The organism is Blautia sp. SC05B48, assembly GCF_005848555.1.
Taxonomy (GTDB): domain Bacteria; phylum Bacillota; class Clostridia; order Lachnospirales; family Lachnospiraceae; genus Blautia_A.
On record NZ_CP040518.1, the window covers coordinates 2,896,598 to 2,915,493 of the forward strand.

The following is an 18,896-nucleotide window of genomic DNA, read 5'->3' on the forward strand; positions in this document are numbered from 1 at the left end:
CATTGTTCTTGAGGCAAAGAATGTTGTCTATTACTATAAGGCGAATAAAGGCAAAAAAGTTTTAGATGATATATCATATGGCTTTGAGATAGGAAAAATGTATGCCATTTTGGGACCAAGTGGTTCCGGTAAGACAACTTTTTTATCGCTTTTGGCAGGTTTGGATTCTCCGACGGATGGGGGAATTTATTATGAAGGGGTAAATATAAGAAAAAAAGGACTACACAACTATCGAAAGAAAAATATGTCATTGGTTTTTCAGAATTATAATCTGATAGATTATTTGACTCCAGAAGAAAATGTGATGCTGGGTGGAAAGAAAGACATAGAGAAAATTTTGGAAGCGGTTGGAATACCGAGGGAAGACTGGAAACGGCAGGTCTTACAGTTATCAGGAGGACAGCAGCAGCGAGTGGCTATTGCAAGAGCATTAGCAAGTCCTGCGAAGGTATTGCTTGCAGATGAACCTACAGGAAATCTGGATGAAGAAATTGCAGACGAAATTATTAAGATATTGATGAAAAGTGCGCATGAAATGGGAAAAAGTGTAATTGTCGTAACACATAGCAAAAAAATAGCTGATGCTGCAGATGTGGTACTTAAAATCCATGAGGGGAAATTGTATCATTTGGTTTAAGTGAATGTAAAGTTATAGTGTTTTATAGCATGAAATAATATGAGGTGAGCTGTATAGGAAAAATTTTATTGCTATCTTTTGATGGAGATGAAGAAAATTTAATAGAATCTGTTATTTCCATTTTGGATGCTGGTAGAGAAAAATTTATATTTCAAAAAATGAATCTAAAATCGAACTTACAACACAAGGGAATAATGCTTGACTTAGAGCGACGAGAGGTTATGCGGAATAATGATAAAATTGCCTTGACTTATACAGAGTTTGAAATCCTCCAGCTTCTCGCTCAAAATCCCGGCAGGGTATTCAGTAAAGAACAGATTTATGATATGGTCTGGCAGGAACCGTATTCCGGTGATTACAACATTGTGATGAGCCATATCAGCCATATTCGGGAAAAAATAGAGGATGATCCGAGTCATCCGGTCTATATTCAGACTGTGTGGGGAGTTGGTTATAAGTTTAATGAAAAAATGTGTGAATAATTAAATCAGATCCAGTGTTGTGTGACTGTCAAAAAATGATAGATATTTCTGATGGTTCGTGGTATGATAAAGACAGAAACATGAGTGCTATTTTAAGAAAGGGTGATGGTTATGGCATTGGCACAGGCAACGAAATCCCGTGAAACAACTTATACGATCAACGATGCAATGGATGTCCTTCTGTCAAAGCTGGATGAAGCCATTGACGATATGGAAAATGGCAGAGTGCAGACAGTGGAAGAAGCATGGGCAGAAATTGATGCAGTATAAGGGGTACGGATGGAAAACAAAAAATACAAAGTTGTCATTGCCCAGAGCGGCAAGCTGGATGTGAAAGAAAAAAAGAAATATATCCTTCAGCAATTTAAGTACCGGGAATATGCAGAAAACTTTTCCAAAAAGATTAAAAAAGCGGTTCTTGCACTTGATACACTTCCGACCGGGTATAATACAACAGGCTTCCGGTATCGTGGTTATGATATTTACATGAAACCGTGTGAATCCTATCTGCTGTTTTATACTGTGGATGAAGCAGTGAAAACAGTTACAGTTCTGCGTGTCATGCAGGATGGAATGGACTGGCAGTATATCATCAATCGGTGGCTGCGGGAAAACGCATAGGATATACAAAAAGATTATAGTGACAGGCAGTATTCAAACAGATTGGGTACCGCCTGTTTTTATGTCCGCTGAAAACAGATGGACAGCAGAAGAAAAATATTAGAAAATAACGGACAGATTGTGAAATTTAAAAGAGAAAAAACTTTTTCAAAAATATTCAAAAATATTGGAACATTTTAATGGGACTTCTGCCATGTATCAGTAGGGGGGTGATTTTGGATGAAAGATGTAAAAGAACAGAAGCAGAATGACAATGGAGAAATCATTGAAATGAAGCAGGGACAGGTGATAAAAATTCCAAAGAACAGCGGCAAAGCATGGCTGACATTATTTTATAGTCTGCCGCAGGAGTTTGTCAGCAAACGTCCTGTTTATCTGAACTTCCCACGCTGCCCTTATGAGGTGCTGCGGACGGATAAATATGACAGTATGATAAACAATGATACATTTCTGGAACTGGTATGGGATTGTGTGGCATGGAGCGCATGGCAGTATTTTGAAGTTCCATATCAAAAAGGCGGCTACCGGGAGATACCCGGCAGTGCGGCGCAGTATTCCGGGGACTTTCCGTTGTGGCGGCTCTCTTACTCTATGCTTCCGCTCCTGCGTGACAAATTTGAGGTCAGCGGATTTTCTTTCCAGCAGCTTTACAACGTGCCGGAGGGAACGGAACTTCCGTGGCTTACTTATCAGCAGTTTGGCAACCTGATCGGTACCCTCGTGCCGGAAATTATACAGGAACAGAACTGGCAGCCTATGATCGATGAAATCTGGAACAACCGAACCATTGAGGACTTCGATAAAAGGGGAAGTCAGGTAAAACTGGACTTCATGCGTTCGTGGGAACACAGCCGTTCCAGGAAAAAGGCGGTATCCATAGAGCAGCTTGCAGAGGATGCAGAAGAAAATAGCATAGACTTTGATATTCCGGATACAAGGAGTGCGTTTGAAAATTCGGTGTTGTCAGAGCTTCAGATTGCGGAGTTTGCTGCAGGGCTTTCCGAACGTGATAAAAAGATTCTGGAAATGAAAATGAAGGGGCATAGGTTACAGGAGATTGCGGAAGCTGTAGGCTATAAGACACACGGTGCGGTGCTGAAAAGAATCCGCCATATTGCAGACTGTTATGAGGATTTTATCTCGGAAGAATATCAAAAATATCTGGAAACATTCTAATCCATCCATCCCATCGGCGGCTATCCTTACGATAGCTGCTTTCTTTTACCCATTTCCGGACAGGGGGTGATTTTTGTGGGGAAAGAATTATTTGAAACGCTGCCGGACGTGCTGGATGCAAAACTGCTGGCATCGGCCCTTTCTATTTCAAAGGCAGGAGCGTATCAGCTATTAAACCGTCCGGATTTTCCAACCTTGCAGGTGGGAGGGCGGAAACTTGTCACAAAGCAGAAGCTGGCTTTGTGGATGGAACAGCATACAAATAAAGCAAAACAGGCGGGAGCCGGAAAGGAGAAAAAAGCAGATGAAACTGACAAAGTATGAGCAGGAAACGATTATCAATTTTAATAATGATGAACAGGAAGCCAGTATTTATACAGCCAGCCCGCAGATGATGCGAAAACTGGATGCACTGGCTGCAGCTTATCCGGAGCATTACCAGGTGGTAGAGCAGACCGAAGTGAGTAAAACCTATTCCTGTGAAAAACACCTCATCAATCTTCGGAAACCGAGAAAGGTAAACGAGGAGCACAGCCAATGGGCAAGGCAGAGGATGCAGGAAATGAACCGCCATAAAAATGCGGGAAATTTATGAAAGAACCGCACACAGAGGTGACAGCTCTGTGTCAGGAAGAAAGCTGTCCGTGAAAATACGGAAATTAAGAAAAATAGAAAACCAAATGGCAGGAGAGCGGCTATGGACATGGAAAAGGTTCAGGCTGTTTTTTTATGCCATAAAATAAAAAATCAAACAGAAAAATGAGAAAAGGAGTATAAACACATGATAAAAAACAGGAATGAAACCAGTGCTGCAATGGATAAGGCACTGAAAAATCTGGAACAGGCAAAGGCAAGATATGAGGCAGAGCGCAAAAAGGAGAATGAGAAACGCAGGAAAGCACAGAACCATCATAAATATCTGATGGGCGGCATTGTTGCAAAGTATTTCCCGGAATGTTATCAGTATGAAGAAAAAGAACTGAATGTGATCTTGTCAGCGGCTCTTGCTTCGGCAGAGTGCAGGCAGGCGGTGGAAAACGTAAAAAGGATGGAGAAAAATGCGGATGAGATGGAAGATGAAAAAGACAGAAACGGCGGTCACGCCGATGAAACGAAGACAAAAGAAAACAGCGGCGGATACGCCAATTCAAAAGATTTTGCGGGTGGCAGTTTTTCGCAGGGAGTGTAAGCAGTATCTCCGGGAGTATGGGTTCACCCCAGTTATGGGGTGCGCACAGATAGACCACACTCCGTATGGTCTTGTGCGCTCTCCGAGGGCACCTGCGGTGGGCGTTGCCTGCCTTGCACCAGTCAAGAGGGGAAATAACCTTTCCCCTCCGTCCGCTGCGCTTCCTACCCCCTTGTATCCTTTGCATCTGCCCGTAACCCGGAAAACACACCCGGCTTTCGTCCATCTGCAAAGGCTTTTCTTGCTGCCCTCTATTTTACGGTAAGGGAGGAACTTTGTGAGTATGCGCACGAAATATGCCAGCACAAGGTTCAGCATTGTAAAGCGGAGCAAAGGGCAGTCGGCGGTAGATGCAGCTTCTTACATCAGCAGGAGTGTTCTTGTCAGCGAGTATGACGGGAAAACGTATCGCCCGAAATACCATGAAGATTTGGTGCATTGTGAAATCAATCTCCCGGAATATGCACCGGAGGAATGGCTGGACAGGGCAGTGCTGTGGAACTCTGTGGAGCTGAATGAGAAACAGAAAAATGCCCAGCTTTGCCGGACACTGAAAGCAGCACTTCCAAATGACTGGAGCTATGAGCTGGCAGAAGAAACGGTGCGGGATTATGTGCAGCGGAATTTTGTTTCCAAAGGGATGTGTGCGGACTGGGCAATCCATGATTCTGTTAATCAAAATGGCATCCATAACCTGCATTTCCATCTTATGCTCACCCTGCGCCCGGTGGAAGAAAACGGGAAGTGGGGAGCCAAGCAGAGAAAGGAATATATCCTTGATAAAGACGGCAATAAAATCCGCAATAAGTCCGGACGGGGATTTAAGAGCAGGGCGGTAGATGTGAATGACTGGAATGAAAAAGGTAATTCCCGGAAATGGAGAAAGGATTTGACGGACACCATCAATGTGGTGAATGACCGGATCGGACTGCCGGAGTACTGGGAACACCGTTCTTTTAAAGAGCTGGGACTGGAGCAGGAGCCGACCAGGCACTTAGGTCCGATTGCCAGTGCATTGGAGAGGAAAGGCATCCGTACCGAAAAAGGGGATGCGAACCGGGCAATCATGGAGCATAACCAGACGCTGCAAAGGGCAAGGATGTTCTATGATATTGCATGGAACAGTGTGAAAAATTTGGAGAAATGGGAACAGGAAAAAGCTGCGGAAGCTGCAAAGAATGCCGCAGAAAAGAAAGCAGGAAAAATGGCAGGAGACATCCCTGCGGCACAGGAAGGTGAAGCAGAACAGACGGCAGTTGGTTCGATACAGAAAGAAACTTCCGGTACAAAGGAAGTCAGCGTATTTGCAGCGATGAAAAATGAGGTTCTGGAAATGCTGGAATGTATTCTTGCAGCATTTGGAAGGCTTCATCTGCCGCTGATACAGGCACCGAATTTAAAAAAGGTAAGTAATCGTGCAGCACTGATGGATATTGAAAACGTGCGGAGGTTCGTGGAAGAAAAAGGCATTGACAGCTTTGAAGCACTGGAAACCTTTGCAGTACAGCAAGAAGCTTCCAAGAAAGAAGCAGAGGAAATCTGCAACAGAGATGGAAGGGAAATCCGGCGGTTAAAGGAACTGTCAGAGGCTTATGCCGCCTATGCTCCATACATTCCCATCCGTAATGAATATCTGCAGAAGAAAGGAATCGCACAGGCAGTTTATCACAGCCAGCATAAGAAAGAACTGGAAACGGCGAAAGAACTCCGTATTCCGGTCTATGAACTTCTTCGGGAAGGAGAAAAATTCACACCGAAAAAGTGGGAAGCACAGATCAAAGAGCTGACACAGGAATACGAGAAACAGTCCAGACGTTACGGCAGGAGTACCGTCAATCTTGCCTATGTGGAGTTGCTTCGTCATAACCGGAAGATAGATGAGCGGGAGCAGAAGAACAAAGACCAGTCCCAGAGCCGACAGCATGAAAAGATGGACAGGGGGCAGGAGCAAAAGAAGAAACGTCAGGAAATGGGACTTTAGATTTATACATCGTTAAGGAAAATCTGCCGGGATGTCCCCCGGCAGGCAGAAAGGAGATTGCAATGAGTAAAGATTGCAGGACTACGAAAAACAGAAACAATAGTTTGACATTTGGTGTGCTGGCAGGGATAATCCTCTGCCAGCATTGGTATTTATGGAGGGATTTTATGCAGAGAAAAGCAGGGAACCGCCGGAGAGAACCGATCCGCTATGTGGTGGAACATGTTTATTCCGGCAAGGAGAGCATGGAAAAGGTACTGACTGCCGTTAGTGAAGAAGCGGCGAAACAGAATGTAAAGGAGAAGCTGGAAAATCAGAAAAAGGTGGGATGAGAAAAGATGCAGATTTCACCGGAAAAATAAAATCAGCAGTTGCAGGAGGTGGCAGGAATCGCTATAATAAAGACAGCGTATTTCTGTCACTGGATATTGAAGAAACCACAGGAGGTCAATATGCAGACAACAGAAATCAGAGAAACATGGACAGCACTTTATGCAAGATTATCATTGGATGACGGCAACGTGGGCGAGAGCATGAGCATCCAGAGCCAGAAAGCGATCCTGACAAGAAAAGCAGAGGAACTGGGGATTTATAATTATCAGTTTTATGTAGACGATGGTTATTCCGGTACGAATTTCAACCGTCCGTCCTTTCAGCAGATGATAGCGGACATTGAAGCAGGAAAAGTTACCTGTGTGATCACGAAAGATCTTTCAAGGCTAGGTAGGAACTATCTGGAGAGTGGCGCTTATATCGAGGTATTTTTCCCAAAACATCAGGTACGGTATATCGCCGTCAATGACGGTGTGGATTCTGCAAACAGCGGGGAGATGGATATTACCCCGTTTAAGAACATTCTTAATGAGTTTTATTCAAGGGATGTTTCCAAAAAGGTGAAGTCAGGTAAATACATCCGGGCAAGCCAGGGAAAATTCATGGGAACACACGCACCATTCGGGTATCAGAAAGACCCGGAGGACAAAAACCACCTGATTGCCGATGAGGAAACCGCACCAACCGTCCGTTATATTTTCCAGCTTGCACTTCAGGGAATGGGAAACAATAAAATCGGGAAAATCCTTTATGAACAGAAAATCCCAAAGCCGGCATATTATAAGCCGGAATACTTCGGAAAGTTTCTGGTAAAAGAAGATGATGCCTATAACTGGAAACAGGAGACCATCATCCGGATTTTACGAAACCCGCTTTACAAAGGCTATTTCTGGGTGCAGAAATATGATAAGAAGCATTTCAAGCAGGAAACAAGGGGTATATCCCCATGAGTGAGCGTACCATTATTCCCAGTGACCATGATGCACTTGTTGATGAACACACATGGGATACGGTGCAGGAAATCCTTGACCGTCATACGAAAGTCAAGCCCTGTACTTCCGGGTATGAGAATAAGTTCCGGGGCATTTTAAAATGTGCCGACTGCGGAAGTACCCTGATGGTGCATACCGATGGCAGGAATAAGGAGAAGCCAGTCATTGAACGGACTTTTTACCAGTGCCGCATTTACCGTGTGAGGGGAACCGGGTTCTGCAGCCAGCACCGCATCAATGCGGACGATCTGGAGGAACTTGTACTTGCGGACATCCAGACCCATGCAAAAAGGGTCATAAAAAACAGGGAGAAATTCATGCGGAAGGTATTGGGGCAGATGGATACGACAGCGGCGAATAACCGGGAAAATATCCAGAAAAAGCTGGAGAAACTGGAGAAAAAGCTCCTCGAATCGGACAGACAGTTCATCAAGCTGTATGAGGATTTTACAAAGCAGCTTGTGTCAGAACAGCAGTTCCGGATGTTGTCCACTCATTTTGAACAGGAAAAGAAAGAAACAACCGAAGAAATTGAAAAACTGAAAACTACGGCTGACAATCTGAAGGACAGCACCTGCAAAGCGGAACAGCTTGCCAATGAAATGGTGGAATGTGCAGAGATCAAAGAGCTGACCACAGCCATAGTAAATCGTCTTATCGAAAAGATTGAGGTATCTGAACCTCAGACCATCGACGGAGAGAAAGTCCAGAATATCAGGATTTTCTACAAGTTCGTTGGAGAAATCAATTAAATTTCCATAATGTACCTATAATTCAAGAGCCATTGAATTATCACCGGAAGGAACGGGCTATCGTGCGAAAACACGGTTTGCCCGTTTTTTTAATCTTCCAGAGCTGATCTCCATTTTTAAGGAAGCTGCGGATATTCAGACATCGGATATGCTGAATCTTCCTGTACCGGAAGCAGAGTTTATCAATGAAGTCTTAAAACCAAGTGAAGAACAGCAGGAAATGGTCAGTGCCTTTTCGGAACGTGCGGAAGAAGTAAGAGCCGGTCTTGTGAATCCAACGGTGGACAACATGCTCAAGATTACCAATGACGGAAGAAAATGTGCATTGGATCAGAGGCTATTAAATGAACTCCTTCCGGATGCAGAAAAAAGCAAGGTCAATACCTGTGTGGAAAATGCTTTTCAGGTATGGGACGAGGGAAAAGCAGATCGGACAACACAGCTGATCTTCTGTGACTTGTCTACTCCAAAAGGGGATGGGACTTTCAATGTATATGATGATGTCCGAAACAAACTGGTTGCCAGGGGAATCCCGAAAGAAGAGATTGCGTTTATCCATGAATACAACACGGAGACAAAGAAAGCAGATTTGTTTGCAAAGGTACGGACCGGGCAGGTGAGAATCCTTATGGGTTCCACTCCAAAACTCGGTGCTGGTACCAACGTACAGGACAGGCTCATTGCCCTCCATCACCTTGACTGTCCGTGGAAGCCGTCTGATCTGGAACAGCAGGAAGGACGTATCTTAAGACAGGGAAACCAGAATGACAAAGTAAAGATATTCCGGTATGTGACGGAGAACACTTTTGATGCGTATATGTGGCAGATTTTGGAGAATAAGCAGAAGTTCATCAGCCAGATCATGACCAGTAAATCCCCGGTCAGGGCTTGTGAAGATGTGGATGATACGGCACTGTCCTATGCGGAAATAAAGGCACTTGCCACAGGCAATCCGTACATTAAAGAAAAAATGGATCTGGATGTGCAGGTGAGTAAGCTAAAACTTCTAAAGGCAAACCATACCAGTCAGATTTACCGTCTGGAATCCGATATTGCAAAGAATTTCCCGGTACAGATCAGTGCATTGAAAGAGCGGATTGCCGGAATGCAGGTGGATTCGCAGGTAGTAAAAAGTGTGGATTTACAGGATAATGACACGTTTGCCATGACAGTAGGGAATGTCCTTTATGAAGATAAGAAAGAAGCAGGCGAAGCGTTGATCGCTGCTTGTGCAGGGTTAAAAACCGTCAGCACCGGCGGAAAGGTCGGGGAATATCATGGGTTCACGTTATCTGCTTCCTATAATATGTTCTCCAATGCGTTTGAACTGACAATCAAAGGAAAATGTTCTTATAAGCTGGAGATCGGAAAAGACCCGGTAGGAAATATGCAGCGTATCCATAACACGCTTTCTTCTATCGACAGGAAGCTGACGGAAAGTGAGCAGAAATTGGAAACCGTACAACAGCAGCTTGCTACTGCACAGGAAGAGGTAAAGAAACCATTTCCGAAAGAAGCAGAGCTGAATGAAAAGATAGAACGGTTATCCGAGTTAAATGCCTTGCTGAACATGGATGAAAAGGGCAATGAGACGATTATGGCAGATGAGGATATTGGCAGAGAAGGAAGTAACACAGACAGCAGGGATGCCGTAGAAGAAAAAGAACTTCCGGAAACAGCAGACAGAATTCATAAGCCATCTATTCTGGAACGCTTAAAGCAGGAGAAGGCACAGCAGAATACAGCGGAACCGACCGTTACACAGAAAACTGCAAAGAAAAAACACGAACAGGAGTTATAAAAGATTTCCCGTCAGAGTTTTCTCTGGCGGGGACATAAAATGGAGAGTTTGTTTATGGCAAATAATATAGAAAAACAGTTAAAAGAAATATCGGAACGGCTGGAGCAGGGAGTAAAGGAAATCTTTACATCGGAGCGATATACCGAATATCTGAATACCATGTCAAAGTTCCATAATTACAGCTTTAATAACACGCTGCTGATCACCATGCAGAAACCGGAAGCAACACTGGTGGCAGGGTATCAGGCATGGCAGAAGAAGTTTAACCGCCATGTAAAACGTGGAGAGAAAGGAATCCAGATCATTGCACCAGCACCGATCCGGGAGAAACAGGAGATTGAAAAGATCGACCCGGTAACAAAAGAGCCTGTGATCGGGGATGATGGACAGCCGGAAACAGAGATTGTGGAGATGGTGATACCGAGATTCCGCATAACGACAGTGTTTGATGTCAGCCAGACAGAGGGAGAACCGATCGCAGAACTGGAGGTGCCGGAGCTTACCGGAAGTGTACAGTTTTATGATACGTTCATGCAGGCATTGCAGAATATTTCTCCTGTACCGATCCGCATGATGAATGTGGAAGGGGAAGCAAAAGGTTATTATCACCAGACAGAAAAATATATTGCGATAAAGGAAGATATGAGTAATGTCCAGACGATGAAAACTGGAGTCCATGAAGTGAGCCACGCATTGCTGCATGACCGGGAAGTAATGGATGCGGAAGGCGTCTTAAAAGACCAGACAACAAAGGAAGTGGAAGCAGAAAGTATCGCTTACATAGTCTGCAACCATTTTGGTCTGGATACTTCAGAATATTCGTTTACCTATATCGCCAGCTGGTGCGAGAGCAGGGATATGAAGGCGTTGAAAGCATCTATGGATACCATCCGAAAAACATCGGCAGAGATCATTGAGAATATCGAGGCACAGATGTACGAGTTGGAAATGGAAAGACCAATCCGGGATACTTTTCATAAGGAAGATTTAATTCTGCATCTTTCAGGCAGTATGGGTTCCGAGTTTACCTATGATCTGATTGAAAACATGAGCAGGGAACAGTTAGAGCAGAATGTGGGAGAATACGTCCGCCTTCTGGAAAGTGGTGAGATAGAGGAAAATGAGAAACCTCTGGAAAGTTTTCTGGAAGAAAAAGGTGCTGCTGTCACACCACTCTATGACAGCAGTGGACACGGAGAGAACTATCCGATTGATTTTTATGATGTGGAATATGATGCTGACATAGGCGTTACTTATATTTCTGACCTTTCTCCGAAAGAGCAGGCAGAGATGTTGGTACAAAAGGCAGAGTTTCCAAGAAATATTTTTTCAGAAGAAGAAAAGACATTTGTAAATGAATATGCAGAAACCTTCCCCGGACAGGTGGAAAGACTGAATGACCTGGTATGGGATATGAGGGAATCTTATGATGAAGCCGGTTCAAAGCTGGTGTATGAAGTGATTCAGGCAGCAAGGGCAAACTTCCCAGTGAAGGAACCGGAGATTGCAGAAGAAACAGCCATGCAGTATGCCCACCGTCTGATTGAAACGGCAGAAGCTGCAAATACAGGAAATTTCACAGATTCCCAGAGAAATCTTATTGTGAATTTTGCATATAAGATGGATGACAAAGACGAAGTGCTTGGACTGGTGAACCGTATGATGACCGCAATCCGCAGACCGGAAAGTGAATATACGAGAAATCTTATGAATGAAACACAGGCACAGATTGACAATTTCCCAGATGGCATGATCGGTTTTACGGAAATGCACGAGGCAGGAATCCAGTTAGACCATATGCTACCGCTTATGAAAGACCGGGCATATGAATTATACCGTGGAGGGGCAGAAATTTACATCTTATATGGAAATCCAGAGAATCCACAACGGGCAGAACAGGTGCTTGTGGAGACGGAAAATGAGATTTTTGGATATGACGGTATCTTTGGAATCACAGAAACAGAATGGGAAGTCCAGAAAGAAAGAGAAGTCTCTGCCACAAAACAGGAAGCACTGGAACGGCAGAGTGCAGAAAAGATTGATGAGACACTTCTTCTGCATGGAGAAAGCAGAAGGTTTGCCATTTATCAGATGGATAGTGGAGATGAGCATACCTATCAGTTTATGGGAATGGAATCTGCAAAGAACCTGGGCTATACCATTGATGGAAAGGATTACCGGATGGTTTATGCAGCACCGTGGATGCCAACAATCACGTTAGACAATATATTTGAACGATTTAACATTGATCGACCGGAAGATTTCCGTGGTCATTCCTTATCGGTAAGTGATGTGATCGTGATAAACAGGGGGGCAGAGATCACAGCCTATTATGTAGATTCTTTTGGATTTCAGGAACTTCCGGAGTTTGTCCAGCAGAGAATGAACATGCTGGAACATAATTCTGTCAGGGCATATCCGCCAGTTTATAAAGAAACATTGGAACAGGCAATGGGAGAACGGGATGTAGATGCCTATCTGGATTCCAGAAAGTTAAATCTGGACTGCAAGAAAGCAATCGAGGATGTTATCCGGGAGAATTTTGACGGACTGCACTTAAAGCAGGGTGCGGCAAAAGAAGTCGTGGAACGCTTTGGGGAAGAACGTATGAATTTTGTTATGGCAAACACCATCCGTGAACTTTCTCATGATGGAAGATTTTCCAGACAGAACAAAGACTGGGCGGAGCATATCGAAGTCCCGGAAAATGTCAGCCGGGGTAGAAATCTGAACCTGGATTATGTGATCGAAAGTCACCCGGCAGTTTTAGATGGGTTTATCGACATGGCAAGAGCTGAGATCCGGATGCAGAGGATAGAACAGGCGATAGGAGAAAACGAAGTGACAATCACGGCAGAGACAAGAGGATATGAAGCAGAAGGACATAACGGGACATGGCATACGGTTGATGAAAAGGAATATGCGGGGGAGAAGTTCTTCTTAATGGAACATGATGAATTTGGCTCCGATGTGGCAGGAATTATCGTAGCAGAAAATGGACAGCTTGTAGCGGAGGATTTATGGAATGGGTTTGATGCAGGAGCGTTAGAAGCTGTATCAGAATATTTGCAGGAAAATGGAACAACACTTTATGACTTGACGGAATTCCCGAAAGATTCTGTTGTAACTCTGCGGAGTGGACAGACACTTACAATCGAAGAAATACAAGCAGTACAGAAAGATACCTGGGAAGAAACGATGGCAGGAAAAAATGAATCTGGAACGGATGTCCGGTTTAATTTCCATGCAGTCAGTGAGGTGCAGCTGCCAGAAGGCATAAAGTTGAAAATGCCAGAGATTCATTACGTTGATAATTTTTATGTGATGGAAGATATAAATGCAGAGGGTGTAGTAAAAGTAAACCGGTATGAATCACTGGATGAAGCGATGCAGGAATATTTACGCCTGCCAAATCATCAGGAAAAAGTGCTTGGTATCCAGAATACGGAAACAATGCAGGAAAGCATGGATTTTATCCGATGTGAAAACGGAATAGATCAGCTGACCCATGCATATGAACAGATCGGAGGGTGGCTGAATCCGGAAATATATGAAGCGGTAAATAAAATGGAAAATATGCTGGACTGGAATGAGGTACAGATTGCATATCAGATTGGAAAACAATACTTTACAATCCAGACTGCAGAAGATGGCTATGATTATACATTTTACAATGAAGATTATCAGGAGGATGATGGAGGAATCTATGACAATCCGACAATTTATGTAGATGAAGCTGCCAGTGATATTTTGGAAGATAAAGGGTACTCATTGGAAGACGCAAAAGTAGTGGATTATGAAGAATTGATGGCAGATGTGGAAGAAGTTCAGGAAGAACAGATGCAGCGGATACAATTAGAAAAAAACTGCCCGGCAAGTATTTTTGAAGGATTTCGCAGGAAAGAAGCAATGCAAACCTATGAAGGAATCGCAATGCAGTTTACCGAGAGTAAAGGGTATCTGACCATACAGGCAACAGAAGAAGGATATTCGTTTATTTTTTATGACTCTGATCTGCATGAAATCCAGAGTGGTGATTACGATAATCCAGACGCATCCATTCAGGAAGTTGCTTATGAAACCCTTAAAAGTGAAAGAATGGATGACCTGGAATGTGTCAAAGTGGATTATAAAGAATTTGAAGAAATGACGATCCAGCACTCTAAGGATTTATTGCAGGAGGGGGAACTTCGTGCGACTTCTGAGATTGGAAGAAATGAACTGGCATTAAATAGCCTGAGCAGGGCAGAAGTTGAAAGAGGTGTCCTGTATCATGCACAGGCAGTATTAGAAGATATGGGAATGGAACAGGAGGTAGAGCTGCTTGCTGCAAGAGTGTATGGTTCCAGAAGCAGACAAGACCTTTACCGGGAAGATTCTGACCTTGATGTAGTGCTTTCTTATCGTGGCAATATCCGTGAAGACAGTTTCTTCAATGAATTAAATGCTCATGGTATAGCAATGGCAGGTATTAAGGTGGACATCAATCCTATCGCAGAAGAAAGAATCACTCTGGCAGAATATATGAAGGAAGCAGATGCTTACCTTGATCAGCAGGAGATTAAAAAACTCGCTTCGGACCTGGATAATTTTAGTTATGACGTTGATACCTATGAGTATAACGATACGATTGAAAATAGAGAAGAACAGGTGGAAAAACTCACGGAGGATATTTTGAATAAGAAAACAGAAGCTGTCAAGGACTGGCTGCTTGAGGTATCCGAGGAATCCGATATAGACAGCGATATTATAACTGCCCGTTCTTTACTTTCCCGTCTGGAAGATACAGAGCAACTTTCTATTTTTGACAAACAGCCGGAGCAGGAACAGCCAGGAGCCACGATCAGTTTTTATGTCGCAGAGTGCATGGAGTTTCCAGTCATGGGAGAGTACCATAATAACCTCACTTTAGAAGAAGCCATTAAAATATATGAGAGTATCCCAGCAGAGAGACTGCATGGGATTAAAGGAATCGGATTTGATCTGCAAGATGGTGATGAAGATTATTCCGGGGAATATGAGTTGATGAGTGCAGACCGGATACAGCGTGATCTGATAGATATGATTCCTCACTATAAAGAAAGCTCTCTGGTGCAGAAAGCAATCGCAGACATGGAAAAGTATCTGGATGAAAAGCATGGAAGGGTAAAGGAAACGGAACATACGGCAGAAACAGTAATAGGAAGTGGGCAGAAACCTTCTGCGGTTACGGCAGACAGAAGGGCAAAGCAGGAACCGGTATCTGTAAGTCAGAGCCAGACACAAAAGGCGGAACCTGCAAGCAGAGCAAAAGGTGAAGTGAAGAAGTCTGTGCTGCAGTCTTTAAAAGATTTTCAGGCAAAGGCAAAAGCGCAGGAGCAGAATAAGACAACAGAAAAATCCAAGACACATAAGAAAGGAGAGGTGGAATTATGATGGATCTGGCGATGAATTTTGATGCGGATGAATGTTTAGTAACCGCAATGTTTGATAAAGGAAACAGAAATGACACGATGGAGGCAATCGACCATATCATTCCTTTTTTAAAAGGCGATGCGGATATGATTGGTCTTGTCTGCAATACCATAAGAAAACTGTTCTGCATGAGTGATGAAGGGTATGAGATTTTTCTTATGGATCTGGAAGATTATAAAATGGAACTGGAAGAGGAGGAAGAAGAATGAGTACAAGTCAGTGTGCAGTATATCAGGTAAAAGATACCTCAGAGTATAGGGATGTCCGTTTTCGTTCTTACGAGAAACTGAAAAGCGAAGGAAGAACAGTTCAGATAGAAAACTATCAGCAGGTGTATATTGGAAGAATCCAGCCGGGGGAAACTCCGGCTGACATTAAAACACGCTTGCAGAAGCAATGACCGAAGAATTTCAAAGGTCATTCCATCGGTTGCAGTGATATGATTGTCATCACCGACGATGGAAAAACCACAGCTTACTATGTCAACAAAGATGGTTTTATCATCATTCCAGAATTTCTCGCAATCAAAAGTTCCTCCAATACCAGACTTTCCATTGATACGAGGGCTTTTTATGGCAACCATAAGAATCATGCCGCTTCATGTCGGCAAGGGCCGCACAGAAAGTCGGGCGATCAGTGACATCATCGACTATGTAGCAAATCCACAGAAAACAGATAACGGCAAACTCATTACCAGTTATGCGTGTGACAGCCGGACTGCGGATGCAGAGTTTCTTCTGGCAAAGCGGCAGTACATTGCCACTACCGGACGAGTGCGTGGCGCGGATGATGTGATTGCATATCATGTACGCCAGTCCTTCCGCCCCGGTGAGATTACCCCGGAAGAAGCAAACCGGCTGGGCGTAGAATTTGCAAAGCGTTTTACTAAAGGCAATCATGCCTTTGTGGTCTGCACTCACATAGACAAGTCGCACATTCATAATCACATTATCTGGTCATCGGTCAGCTTAGAATATGACCGGAAGTTCCGAAACTTTTGGGGCAGCACCAAGGCGGTTCGTCGGCTAAGTGACACCATCTGTATTGAGAATGGACTGTCCATTGTAGAGAATCCGAAACCTCACGGAAAGAGCTATAACAAATGGCTGGGCGATCAGGCAAAGCCCTCTCACCGAGAGCTGCTTCGTGTGGCGATTGACAACGCATTATCACAAAGTCCTGCTGACTTTGAAGAACTGCTGAAGCTGTTGCGAGAATATGGTTGTGAAGTCTCAAAGCGCGGGAAATCGTATCGACTGAAACTCTCTGGTTGGGAGAAAGCCGCCCGCATGGACAGTCTGGGCGAAGGATATGGATTGGAAGATTTGCGGGCAGTTCTCTTAGGGAAGAAAGCACATACCCCGCGAAAGAAAACAGTCACACAGGCAGAGCCGCCGAAGGTCAATCTGCTGGTGGACATTCAGACAAAATTGCAGGCTGGAAAAGGTGCTGGCTATGCTCGATGGGCTAAAGTTTTTAATCTGAAACAAATGGCGCAGACCATGAATTACCTGTCAGAGAACAATCTGCTGGAGTATGCGGTTTTGGAAGAAAAGGCTACGGCTGCCACGGCACATCACAATGAACTTTCGGCGCAGATCAAAGCGGCTGAAAAGCGCATGGCAGAGATTGCTGTTCTGCGTACTCACATCGTAAATTATGCCAAGACCCGTGAGGTCTATGTGGCATACCGCAAGGCGGGTTACACTAAGAAATTCCGGGAGGAACATGAGGAAGAAATTCTGCTCCACCAGGCTGCTAAGAATGCCTTTGATGAGATGGGCGTCAAGAAGCTGCCAAAGGTCAAAGAGTTACAGACAGAGTACGCAAAATTGCTGGAAGAAAAGAAAAAGACTTATTCCGAGTATCGGCGCTCCCGTGAAGAAATGAGGGAGCTTTTGACTGCAAAAGCGAATGTAGATCGAGTGCTGAAAATGGAGGTAGAACAGGATGTTGAAAAAGAAAAAGACCACGGCCAGCGGTAAGCTGGTCCTGGTCAAAAGCGTTCGCAGAACGCGCAGCCACAGAATGAAATTCTGTGTTCAAAGGGGCTTGGGGGCGCTGCCCTCAACAAGCAAGCGGAGAGGAAAATCACAAAGGGATTTTCTTCTCTGCGGGCCTGTGTGTATTAACACAGGCATTGCTTGCCGGTATTATCCCTGAATCAGAATAATTTCGGAATAACCACCGTTCTAACTATCCCACATGATGGAGGCGGCGGGCGTTACCGAGGAACTGAAAGCCCGTGACCCCATGCGCTGGGTGGGGTTGATGAACACGCTGAAAGCGCAGGTGGAGGAAGTGTTGTTGCAGGAATTAGTTTATATCTGATTTTGGGCATAGATGAAGCCGGGATTTTGCAAGCCAGCAAGCAATCCCGGCTTTATCTTATATATTTTCCAGTTTTTTTGACCGCCGGTATTCCAATGGCGATAGGCCGAATTGTTTTTTGAAAACTGATGCAAATTTGCTTTGATTCATATAGCCGACCAACTCTGCTATTTCTGCAACGGACAATCTTGCAGAAGTCAGTAACTCTGCAGCTTTTTTCATTCGGACTTCCCGTAGATAGATGGAAATATTTTGACCAAAAACGCCACGAAAATAGTTTTTTAAGCTGGTTTCGCTGACAGAAAACTGAGCTGCCAATTCCCATGCAGGATGATGTTGCCGCAAATCGGAAGTGATAATTTTTTCAACACGTTTTGCTATATCTACCTGTGTTTCAGTAAAAAATGTGCAGGCTTGCGATGGGGGGATATTGTTAAGATTTTGTAGTAATGAAAATAGAGCCAGAACATAGATCTTCATTTGAGAAATCGAAAACGGAGGCGCAATATCAAAAAGTTCCCAGAGCTTAATCAATATTTCTTCAACTTCAGGAGTAACTGCTGAGATATAAGTGTTATCGTTTGGGCAAAAAAGTTCAATGATTTTAGGGATGTCTATGCCAAACTCTTTTTGTATCCATGTACTCTCTGTTGCCAGTGTATTAGTATCAACAAAAAGCTCCATTCCCTCATAGATACGGCGAGGATAGACATATTGCTTTTGGGCAAAACACTCCGTGAGAGAAATATCTCCATCTTTCACATATACAAAGTTTCCGTTATTCAAGATAATCTCGCAACGACCAGTCACGCAATAGTTTAGGAGCAAAGGCCCTTTTTTAATGAAACTATCTTCACCCAAATTTGGAGCTGCCCATGTCGGAGAATTTATAAAAATATACGCAATAGTAAGTCCGGGGAAAAGTTGAAAAAACGTCATAGACCCTTTTCCCTCCTTAGTTTTCATAAGTAGTTCTGCGTTGAACTCGCTACGTTTTATTGAAACGCCGGGAATTTCAATACATTTTCTAAAAATATCATCAATCTTCATTTTTAACTCCTGTCGATTTGTCTGGCTCATTGCCCTTGATTTTAATCATATTATAGAATTGTAAGCGAAGTCAGTCAATAAAAAAACTCGTTGCTGT

17 protein-coding genes and 2 pseudogenes are annotated in these 18,896 nt (G+C 43.9%); 18 read left to right on the forward strand and 1 reads right to left on the reverse strand.

The window, feature by feature from the left end:
- Position 1 precedes the first annotated feature (1 nt).
- The 18 genes and pseudogenes from EYS05_RS13435 to EYS05_RS13520 all read left to right on the forward strand — a co-directional run.
- Positions 2 to 637: an ABC transporter ATP-binding protein gene (locus tag EYS05_RS13435; protein WP_055056639.1), complete on the forward strand. Its 636-nt coding sequence runs from the start codon at positions 2 to 4 to the stop codon at positions 635 to 637.
- A gap of 68 nt (positions 638 to 705) precedes the next feature.
- Entirely contained in the window at positions 706 to 1,119 is a 414-nt protein-coding gene (locus EYS05_RS13440; protein ID WP_179979061.1) for a winged helix-turn-helix domain-containing protein, read from the forward strand.
- A gap of 111 nt (positions 1,120 to 1,230) precedes the next feature.
- Positions 1,231 to 1,389 (forward strand): hypothetical protein, encoded by a 159-nt coding sequence (locus EYS05_RS17385; protein ID WP_154108127.1) that lies wholly within the window; start codon positions 1,231 to 1,233, stop codon positions 1,387 to 1,389.
- A 9-nt stretch (positions 1,390 to 1,398) separates the two neighbouring features.
- On the forward strand, positions 1,399 to 1,740 hold the full coding sequence (locus EYS05_RS13445; protein ID WP_055056593.1) for a type II toxin-antitoxin system RelE/ParE family toxin: 342 nt from the start codon (positions 1,399 to 1,401) through the stop codon (positions 1,738 to 1,740).
- 219 nt (positions 1,741 to 1,959) lie between these two features.
- Positions 1,960 to 2,916 carry a hypothetical protein gene (locus EYS05_RS13450; protein ID WP_055056594.1) on the forward strand — a complete coding sequence of 319 codons (957 nt, stop codon included), beginning with the start codon at positions 1,960 to 1,962 and terminating at the stop codon, positions 2,914 to 2,916.
- A gap of 75 nt (positions 2,917 to 2,991) precedes the next feature.
- Entirely contained in the window at positions 2,992 to 3,240 is a 249-nt protein-coding gene (locus EYS05_RS13455) for a hypothetical protein (RefSeq protein WP_055056595.1), read from the forward strand.
- A complete protein-coding gene (locus tag EYS05_RS13460) occupies positions 3,221 to 3,511 on the forward strand; it encodes a hypothetical protein (protein WP_055056596.1) in 291 nt (96 codons plus the stop codon). The genes EYS05_RS13455 and EYS05_RS13460 overlap by 20 nt, the downstream gene beginning before the upstream one ends.
- 186 nt (positions 3,512 to 3,697) lie before the next feature.
- Positions 3,698 to 4,105, forward strand: coding sequence for a hypothetical protein (locus EYS05_RS13465; RefSeq protein ID WP_070102271.1), 408 nt, complete (start codon positions 3,698 to 3,700; stop codon positions 4,103 to 4,105).
- Between the two features lie 283 nt (positions 4,106 to 4,388).
- Entirely contained in the window at positions 4,389 to 6,086 is a 1,698-nt protein-coding gene (locus EYS05_RS13470) for a MobA/MobL family protein (protein WP_070102272.1), read from the forward strand.
- A gap of 167 nt (positions 6,087 to 6,253) precedes the next feature.
- Complete coding sequence (locus EYS05_RS17390; RefSeq protein WP_155512691.1) at positions 6,254 to 6,418, forward strand: hypothetical protein; 165 nt, start codon at positions 6,254 to 6,256, stop codon at positions 6,416 to 6,418.
- Positions 6,419 to 6,538: 120 nt separating this feature from the next.
- On the forward strand, positions 6,539 to 7,369 hold the full coding sequence (locus EYS05_RS17760; protein WP_243119109.1) for a recombinase family protein: 831 nt from the start codon (positions 6,539 to 6,541) through the stop codon (positions 7,367 to 7,369).
- Positions 7,366 to 8,163, forward strand: a complete 798-nt coding sequence (locus tag EYS05_RS13485) for a DUF4368 domain-containing protein (protein WP_243119111.1) — start codon at positions 7,366 to 7,368, stop codon at positions 8,161 to 8,163. Before EYS05_RS17760 ends, EYS05_RS13485 begins: the two co-directional genes overlap by 4 nt.
- A 148-nt stretch (positions 8,164 to 8,311) precedes the next feature.
- On the forward strand, positions 8,312 to 9,964 hold the full coding sequence (locus tag EYS05_RS17765; RefSeq protein ID WP_243119114.1) for a helicase C-terminal domain-containing protein: 1,653 nt from the start codon (positions 8,312 to 8,314) through the stop codon (positions 9,962 to 9,964).
- A gap of 54 nt (positions 9,965 to 10,018) precedes the next feature.
- Entirely contained in the window at positions 10,019 to 15,379 is a 5,361-nt protein-coding gene (locus tag EYS05_RS13495; RefSeq protein WP_138277352.1) for a DUF3849 domain-containing protein, read from the forward strand.
- Positions 15,376 to 15,627, forward strand: a complete 252-nt coding sequence (locus tag EYS05_RS13500) for a transposon-transfer assisting family protein (RefSeq protein WP_055066054.1) — start codon at positions 15,376 to 15,378, stop codon at positions 15,625 to 15,627. The genes EYS05_RS13495 and EYS05_RS13500 overlap by 4 nt, the downstream gene beginning before the upstream one ends.
- Positions 15,624 to 16,058 (forward strand): annotated as a pseudogene (locus tag EYS05_RS13505) (YodL domain-containing protein). Before EYS05_RS13500 ends, EYS05_RS13505 begins: the two are co-directional and overlap by 4 nt.
- Positions 15,991 to 17,403: a relaxase/mobilization nuclease domain-containing protein gene (locus EYS05_RS13510; RefSeq protein WP_092072850.1), complete on the forward strand. Its 1,413-nt coding sequence runs from the start codon at positions 15,991 to 15,993 to the stop codon at positions 17,401 to 17,403. The pseudogene EYS05_RS13505 and the gene EYS05_RS13510 overlap by 68 nt, the downstream one beginning before the upstream one ends.
- 211 nt (positions 17,404 to 17,614) lie before the next feature.
- Positions 17,615 to 17,749 (forward strand): annotated as a pseudogene (locus EYS05_RS13520) (TnpV protein); the annotation flags it as partial.
- Positions 17,750 to 17,806: 57 nt separating this feature from the next.
- On the opposite strand, the gene EYS05_RS13525 reads toward EYS05_RS13520, so the two are convergent.
- Positions 17,807 to 18,799: an AraC family transcriptional regulator gene (locus tag EYS05_RS13525; RefSeq protein ID WP_092072845.1), complete on the reverse strand. Its 993-nt coding sequence runs from the start codon at positions 18,797 to 18,799 to the stop codon at positions 17,807 to 17,809.
- Positions 18,800 to 18,896: the final 97 nt, after the last annotated feature.